This window comes from Methylomagnum sp. (genome assembly GCF_054333355.1).
The window spans coordinates 1-8507 of sequence record NZ_JBTEKS010000185.1; the positions used below are offsets into that span (position 1 = coordinate 1).

Annotated in this window: 3 protein-coding genes; all 3 read right to left on the bottom strand. The window is 64.4% G+C overall.

Annotation, left to right across the window (positions count from 1 at the left end; translation table 11 throughout):
- A partial coding sequence (locus ACXWUF_RS13945) for a two-partner secretion domain-containing protein (RefSeq protein WP_458495271.1) occupies window positions 1–4484 on the bottom strand: 4484 nt, incomplete at its 3' end.
- 122 nt (window positions 4485–4606) lie between these two features.
- Window positions 4607–6211, bottom strand: coding sequence for a hypothetical protein (locus ACXWUF_RS13950; protein WP_458495272.1), 1605 nt, complete (start codon window positions 6209–6211; stop codon window positions 4607–4609).
- Window positions 6212–6439: 228 nt separating this feature from the next.
- Complete coding sequence (locus ACXWUF_RS13955; RefSeq protein WP_458495273.1) at window positions 6440–7798, bottom strand: PKD domain-containing protein; 1359 nt, start codon at window positions 7796–7798, stop codon at window positions 6440–6442.
- Between the last annotated feature and the right edge of the window lie 709 nt (window positions 7799–8507).

Consider the following 8507-nt stretch of genomic DNA (forward strand, 5'->3'; position numbering starts at 1 on the left):
TTCTGGCGGGTAGAGTCCAGCGTATAGACCCAATTCAAGCCGCCCCAACCGCGCCCGAACGGCACCAGGGCATCGGCCCCGGACACGGAGGTGACGCTGCCCGCCGCCAGCGCCAGGCTGGCCGAGGCGTTGAGGTTGAGCATCCCGAACGGTGCCCGCAGCACGCCGCCCTGTTTGATGTTGGGCGCGTTGAGGGTGAGGCTGCCGCCCGCCGAATAGAGCTTGCCGGGGTCGGCGCCGTTGCCCGCGAGGCTGATGCTTGCATCCGGGCCGCTGGCGGTCAGCACGTAATCGGTCAGCGTGACGGGATAGAACTGACTGGCGGTGATGTCCAGGTTCCCGGCGATTTTCAACTCGCCCAGATAATTCTTGGTGTCCGACGCGGTGCGGATGCCCGCCGCCCGCACATCGCCCGCGCTGTCCAGCGTGGCCTGACCGTAGCCGTCGAAGCTCAAGCCGCCCACCAAGTCGATGCCCTGCGCCATGACGTTCAGTTTGCCTGCGCCGGTCTTGGCGTCCGGGGCCAGGGTCGAACTGAAATCGCCCGACGCCTGCCGGATGTCGATGCGGCTCTGGGTCGAACCCAAGGCCACGCGGGGGGCGTTGATGTCCACCACGCCCGTGTCGGCGGGGGCGAGCCGGGACCACGCCAAAGTCGGCGCGTCCAGTCTGATTTCCCGCCCCGCGTTGAGGGACACGTCGCCCCGGAATTCGATGCGGCCCACGTAATCGGTGGTGATGAAGGCGTCGGTCCTGAGCGCAACGGCGCGGAAGCCGCCCGCGTTGAGTTGGTCGGCATTCAGGAAGGCCCGCCCGGCGAACTGATCGGTCGCAATCGCCACGCCGAATTCCAAGCCTTCCGGCGCGACCGGATCGGCGGAGTCCGACACGATCACGGCGCGGGGAAACTGCGGGTTGCCGTCGTCGGGGAAGGCACCGCCCGGAATCGGGTCGGACGGCTTGGCCCGCAGCAGGCCGTTGAGTTCCGCCGAGAACTCACCCCCGCCCACACCCTTGCCGCCGGATGCCGCCTTGAATGAGCCATCGGCGATGACGCCCTCGCCCGCCACGAGGCTCAGGCTGCCACCCGCCGAGGGGATGCTGCGCGTGATGATCGACAGTCCCGGCCCGCTGCCCGCTGGCTCGCGGAATTGCAGGGTCGCCGCCGTGCCGGATATATCAATGACCGAACCCGCCGCCGCGACGATGTAGCCGCGATTGGCGGTGAGATTGACCGCGCCACCCGGCAAGACTTCGCCCGTGACAAGCCCGGTGCCGTCCGGTCGGCGGTCGAACACGCCCGCCGCCAACAGCTTCGCGTCGGAACCCAGCCAAATCCCCTGCGCGGCGAAATAGCCCGTATCCACCGCGCCGGGCGTGGCGATGGTCAGATCGATTCTCCCGGCCAGCGCCTTCAAGGTGCCGTCCACCAGCACGGAGGTATCCGAACTCAGGGCGATGTGCCCGGTGGGGTCGGTCTCGATCACCGCGTCCGTGCCCACGCTGACGGCGGCGGTGCGGTCCTGGCCGGTCAACTGGGCCATGGACAGCCTCAGGTTGGCGGGCTGCCTAACGGTGTCGGCCAGGGTCGCGGCCTGGCTGATGTTCAGGATTCCGGCGGCGGAGGGCTGGGTCGCCGCATTAGCGACCAGAATTCGGTTCTGCTGCAAAGGCCGGACTTGCGCCCCGTCGGCCACGGTGACGCCCTTGAAATTGGCACCGATGCTGTAATCGGCGAAGCCGCCCTGCCGGAAGAATGCCGGGGCCAACACCAGCGGCTCGTGGTCGGGCGTGGCGGGGTCGGGTTCCGGGGCTTCGTCGCTGGGACCAATGAAAACTTCGTTGGAGGTGAGCGCGAGACCGCCGCCCTGATTCAAGCCCCAGCCGGACAACTGCCCGCCCAGGCTCAGATTGGACGGGGCCGCGCCGATGAGCTTGGTGGCGGCGGTCAGTTGGATCGAACCGCCGTGCCCGGCTTTCAGCGTGCCATCGCTTTGCAGCCACGCCCCGCCGCTCACGTCGATGCGGCTGCCGGGTGCCAGGGTCAAATCGCCCTGCTCGGTCAGCAGGCTGACATGACCGCCATCCAAGGCCACGGTGGCGGTGTTGCCCTTGGCGTGGACATCGTTGGTCCATTGGCCCCCGGCCAGGATGGCGGCGTTTCCGCCCAAGGTGATCGCGCTGGGCAGGGCCACCGGCTTGCCGTCCACCGGGAAGGTGACGGGCGTGAGACCCACGTCGCCGGATGGCGCGGCGATGACGCCTTGCACCTCGAAGCCAGCGGCGGCGAGGCTCAGGCTGCCGTTTTCGGGCAGCGTCACGCGGGCCGCTTTCTCGATCCGCAACGCGCCGTTGGTCTTAATATCGACGTGGGCGATGCCGGAATCCTTGAACAGCGCCGGGTCAATCGCCAGCGGCGCGGTTTCGGCGGAATCGGTGCCTTGGGTGGGGAATGGATCATTCGGGCCGGTGCCGCTGGCCGAATGCTTGCCGAACACCACGTCCTGCTCGCCCAGCAGATTGCCCCGGTTGAGGTCGATGGATAGCGTGCTGCCCGCCGCTTGCTGGCTGGCCTCGCGCTGTCTGGGACCGGCCACGGTCTGGCCTTGCAACAGGCCGTCCAACTCGGCTTCAAAGGCCGCGATGTCCACCGCGCCGCCCGCCTTGCCTTCCATATAGCCCGGCTCGAAACGCTTGAGGCCCAGCCCCGGCAGGGACCAGCGCTCGGTGAGGTTCCATTTCGGGTGCCCCCTGACGATGTCGCCCAGGATGCTGTCGTAATGACGGTTGGGGTCGGCCTCGGCGATGTCGTACACCTGGTTCTTGGAAACCAGTTGGGTGGTTTCGATGTAGCCGCTCCGGTAGGCGACGGAGCCGCCGGAGAAATCCAGCACGCTGCCTTTCCGGGTGATGACCGAGCCGGTGGAATTAAGCGCGATGCGACCCCCGGCGGTGCTGCGCTCGTCGATGTTGCGGGCGATGCGGTCCAGCGCGCCGGACACGTCGGCGATGGGAATTCGCCCATCCGCCCCGATTTTCCGCACATCCACCGACACCGTTTGGCCGTGCAGCACCCCGTCCCGCTGCAAGGGTGAATCGCGCAGTTCGTTGCTGCGCAGCTCCACCTTCACCACATTGCGCGCCATGGGCAGGGAGACGTTCTTCACGCCGGACACGTCGATGCGGCTGCCCTTGTCGAGGTAAATCCGGCTGTCGCCCCGCACGTTGGCGTTGACCAGATCGTCGGCGGCGGCGATTTGCACCGCGCCGGATTTGGCCCGCACCGTGGCGCCGTCATTGAGGAAGACTTTGTGCCCGGCGATTGCGACGCTGGATTTCGTCTGGGCCTGGGCGTCCACGGCGGTCTCGGCCTTGTTGGCGTCCAGTTCGACGCTGGTGACGCTGCCCTTCTCCAGCTTAACGTCGGCGCTCTGCCCCAGGCCGTCGCCCAAATCCTGGCCGCGTTTGGTGGAGGCCGGACGCAATGCGCCGCCCGTCGCCAGCGGGTCTTGAATGCCTTCCCGCGCCAGCAGCCGCACCGAGCCGTTGAGCTTGACCGAGGTCGTCGCCGACACCAGCCCTTTCTGATTGACGGCGAAACCGAGCAGGCTGGCGTTGCCGCGCTCGGCGATGATCTTGCCGACATTGCTCACATCGCCGCCGGTGCCGACCTCCACCAACAGGCCGCGAATGTCCGAGTCGGACCCGGCCTGTTGCAGATAAACCTTGTCTTGCGAGGCGGCGAGGATGGCCTGCCCGTCCGGGGTTTCGATGCTGCCCTGGTTGGTGATGGAGGGCGCGGCCAGGATGACGCGGCCATCCCGGCCATTGGTTTTGAGCTTGGCCCCCGGCTCGATGAAGATTTGGATCTTCACCTTCTGGCCGTTCTGGTCCAGCACCGGCTGGCCGCTGGCATCTTTTAGATAGAGCTGCTTGACCGCGTTGCCGTTGGCGTCGGTGGCCTCCAGGGCCGCTTGCTTGTTCTGGTCGAAAGCCAGCGTGAGGCCAAGCTGGAAAGTCTTCTCGCTGATGTTGAGCGTGGTCGCCACCAGCGAATTGACGTTGATCTGGGAATCCTTGCCGAACACGAAGCCGTTCTGGTTGACCAGATACACCTGACCGTTGGCGGTCAGCGTGCCATAAATGCGGCTGGGGTCGGCCTGATGGATGCGGTTCAGGGCCACGGCGGTGGACGAGGGCTGCTCGAACTTGACCGTGTTTTCCCGCCCGATGTTGAAGCTTTGCCAGTCGAGCGTCGCCTTGTCGGACAACTGCTTGATGGTCATGATGTTGCCGCTGATGGAAGGCGGCAGCACATTGCCCGTCCCCGGCGCCACCAGCACTTGCGCGGGCACCGGCAACTCCGCCCGCGCCGCCGCCGCGCTAAGGCACAACCCGCCCGCGCACAAGCTGCGGATGGCGAGCGCCAAGGGCGAGGGAGGACTGGCCTTGGCGGCGGGGAATAGGCGTTGCTGGTGGGTCATTGGCCTTTTCAATCAAAACAATACACATCAAAAGTCGTAGGTCGGGCATGTATTCCCATGCCCGACATTTACGTAGCATGGCGGGCCATGTCGGGCATGAGTACATTCCCGACCTACGGGGCTTACTTAAACGCCACCGTCCCCGGCTTGCCGCTGTTGTAGACCGGCGCGACGCTGCCACTCAGGACGCCGCCGTTGACGTGGGTGTAATTCACGATGGGCTTGCTGGTGTCGAACGGCGTGTCGTTGCTGGCGATGGTGGAACTGGTGGAAACCGCGAACAGGCCAGTCGGGCCGAAGGTGGTGACGATCTTGGCGTTCACGGCGGCGGCGGCGGCGGGGTTGCCCACGTCGTCGGCGATCTTTTGCAGAATCACCAGCTTGTCGCCGCTCGGGCCATTGTTGGCGGCGTTGCGCCATTGGATGGTCTGCTCGCTCCACACCGGGTAATTGCCGCTGGCGACGTTCTGCAAGCTGGGCGCGTAGCCGTCGATGCGGACATAGCGGTACGGCTTGGCCGGGTCTTTGCCGATGGCGCCGCTGGCGTTCCAGTCGGTGCTTTGCTGGGCGATGCCCCAGTGCTTGCCGCTATCCAAGTTGAAGGTGCTGGCGTTGCCGCCGTTCTGCCAGTCGGTCAGCAGGGCTTCCTGCTGCGACGCGCCGGGCGCTTGGGCGACGATGGGACCGTTGGTGGGGTTGCCGGGCGAGGTGGCCGGGGTGAAGGCATTGGCGGTGCCGGGCGAATTCAGGAACACCGCGCTGAACGCCGCGCCGATGGCCGCGCCCTTGTTGCGGTTGCCCACGGCGACAAGGTTCTTGCCGTTGGTGGCGGGCGCGGCGACGCCTGCCTGATTGGCGAAGCTGGTCAGCGTGCCCAGGTCGGTGCCCTTGGTCGCGCCGGTGGCGATGGGCCGCTCGTCGATAACCTTGACCTCGTCCCAAGTCTTGATCTTGCCCGCGATCAGCGAAGCGGCGAAGGCGCGGCTGAGATTGGGAATGCTGGACTCTTTGCTGTAATCGCCGATGGTGGTGCCAGTGGGCAGGGTGCCGGTGGCGATTTGGGCGGCTTGCAGGACTTTATAGAGGTCCAGGGTGACGGCCAGGCCGTAGGTCAGTCCGCCCGCCGGGACGATGGTCAGGGTGTTGGCGGACTTGCTCACGTCCACCGGCGGGAAGGCCGGGTCGCCGGAGGCCGGGGTGGGCGTGTTGATGCCGCCGAACAGTTCCGGGTTCACGCCGGTGATGCCTGCGTCGGAGGTGGTGTTCTGCAAGGCGGTGGCCGCGACCCGGTAGAAGGATTCGCCCGCCTGCTTGGCCTGCACGGCCCCGGCCTGCTTGATGTCCAGTTGCTTGACCTGATAGCTGGTATCCAGCAAGGGCGCGACGCCATAGCCCGCGCCACCGAAGGAGCGCTTGTAGATCAGCACGTTGACCGGCGTCGCGCCGGTGCTGAGTCCGGGAATCTTGGTGTTGTTGGTGGTGAAGAAATAAGCGCGGTAGCGGCTGCCGGGGTTGGAGGCGCTGGCGTTGTCGTAATACACATCGAAGGTGTTGGGCAGGGCCAGGGCTTCGATGAAGCTGTCGAAGGCCGGGTCTTGAGCCGCGCCGCCGGAGATATACAGGGTGAGATTAGGGTTTTGCTCCGGGCCTAAGGCCAGGGCGTTCTGGGCACCGGCCAGCAGCAGGACCGACGCGGCGAGTTTCTTGAGTTGGCTAACGGGTTTCATAATGGGGTCACTCCGAATTAATTGATGGTTTGGGGCTAGGCCCACGGGTATTCGGTCAAAGCTTTTAGGGCGTGATCGGCGCTTTACCGTAGGTCGGGCTTTAGCCTGACCTGTCGGACTAAAGTCCGACCTACAAGAGAAGTCGCCGACAAGCCAGCCTGTAGGTCGGGCTTTAGCCTGACTCGTCGGACTGAAGTCCGACCTACAGGAAAAGGCTTTTGGGCACAGTTACTTCTTGGCGACGACGACACTCACCTGATCGCAGGCGGGTGCCTTCTTCTTGTCGTAGGTCACACACGCCTTGATGACGCCATTGGTGGTGACGTGGGCCTTGGCGGGCTTCCACTTGTAGCTGCCCTTCTTGAGCGCGAGCGCCTTGAGATTCTTGAACTTCGCCCCGCCGTCCTTGGAGAACTGGAGCTTCACGCTCAGGCTGGTCTTGATCTGCGTCCCGGTAAAGGCGATGGTCTGGGCCTTGCCGACCTTCCAAGTGGTGGGCGAGGTCAGCTTGAGGCTGGGTCCGGTGGGCACGGGCGCGGCGGCCGTGACTTGCACGGTGGCCTCGCTGCTGGCCTTGCCGTCGCCGACGGTCAGCTTGAAGCCGTAGGTGCCCGCCGCGCTGGCGGTGAAGCTGGCCTTGGCCGTGTTGGCCCCGGTCAGTGTGACGGTCGGGCCGCTGGTCTGGGTCCAGGCATAGGTCAGGGTGTCCTTGTCCGCGTCGGTGCTGGCGCTACCGTCCAGCGTGACCGCCGCGCCGGTGGTGGCGGATTGGTTGCTGCCCGCGCTGGCGACCGGGGCATGGTTGGTGTTGCCGCCACCGCCGCCGCCCGTGCCCGCGTAGGTCAGCTTGCCGTCGTCGGCGAGGGTCCAGGTGCCCAGTTCGATGACCGCGCCCTTGTCGAAGTCGGTGTTGGTGATCCAGTAAAACTTGGCGGCATCCCCGGCCCCGCTCACCAAATTGGCCGTCGCGATATTGGCGACGCCGCCGCCGCCGAAGTTGCCGCTCCATGCGGCATCGAACGAGGCTTGCGGATCGCCCGGCGGAACCAGCACGGAATTCGGCCCGCCGGTCTTGGTGGCCCCGGCGGCGGTCAGCTTCACGTTGGCCGCGCTCCAATAGGCGAAGAGGCGGTTCTTGGTGGTGTCGCTGAGGTTGCCGAATTCGCCGTTGAAGTCGGTGGCCTTGTGGCCGGTCGTCACCACGCCCCACTGAGTGCTGGCCTTGTCGGAGAAAATCCTGCCGCTGGAGCCGGTCTTGTCATAGTTGGAGAAATCGTCCGCCAAGCTGTAGCCGCCCACGATGTTCAGCTTGAGCTTGGCCCCGGAAATCTTGAGCGCCTGATAATTGGGGTCGGCGGACAGGTCGATGGTCTTGCTGGTGATGACGCCGTTGGCGAAATCCCCGTAGCTCAATTGCGTATTGAAAAGGAAGGTCTTGCCGGAACTGGCGAGTCCGGTGCTGTCGTCGTAAATGGCGACCAGCACATCCGACGGCGTGCCGGGCGTGAAGCCGTCCTTCAGCAAAGCGCCGGAGGCATGGCCGGCCAACGCCGCCAGCACCGCCGCCGCGAGAGATTTAAGTTTCATGGATATACACCTTGAATGCGTTTATTGGTCTAGTACGGCCCTTGCCGACGGCGGGCGTGGAGGGCGTCAACCCTCCCCGCGTTGGCCGAAACGCCGAATGAATGTCGGGACCAACTTTAAGGTGTGGGCACTAATAACAGGAAAGAATTAGATTTGATTTTGATATTCAAAAAACGAATATTTAACCTGGATTTTCCCAGCCGTCCGTCATAGTGGATTCGTTGAATTTAAATCCTGGTCTTGCTGGTTTTTGTGGCGTTACGCCAAAACACCAGGCCCGCCGCTGTATTGGCGTTTGAGGCCGATATGAAATCCCCCGCCATAATCCTTGATAATCATCCTCAGAATTCCATTATCACGGAATATTTTGCGTGAATTTCGGACAGTCAAGCGACACCCCGGCAGCGGGAAGCCATTCCCTATCGTGGAAATATTTTCGAGATGACGCAATTTCCCCGGCGGTTTTTTCGGAGGGCATTATTTCAGCGAAAAAAAACCTGCCGGGGGGCAGGTTTTTAATAAGTGGCAAAGCCACAAAAAGGTAGGGGATTCATCGTTTCCACGGTCTCCGTCACTGCCATTAAGTTAGCGTCGATCAAACCCCTCCCCGGCCCTCCCCTTATCAGCTGGGGTAGGTCGGGCATGTACTCATGGCCGAAGCGTCGGGCAGGAAATACCTGCCCGACCTACACCTATCGCGTCATTCAAT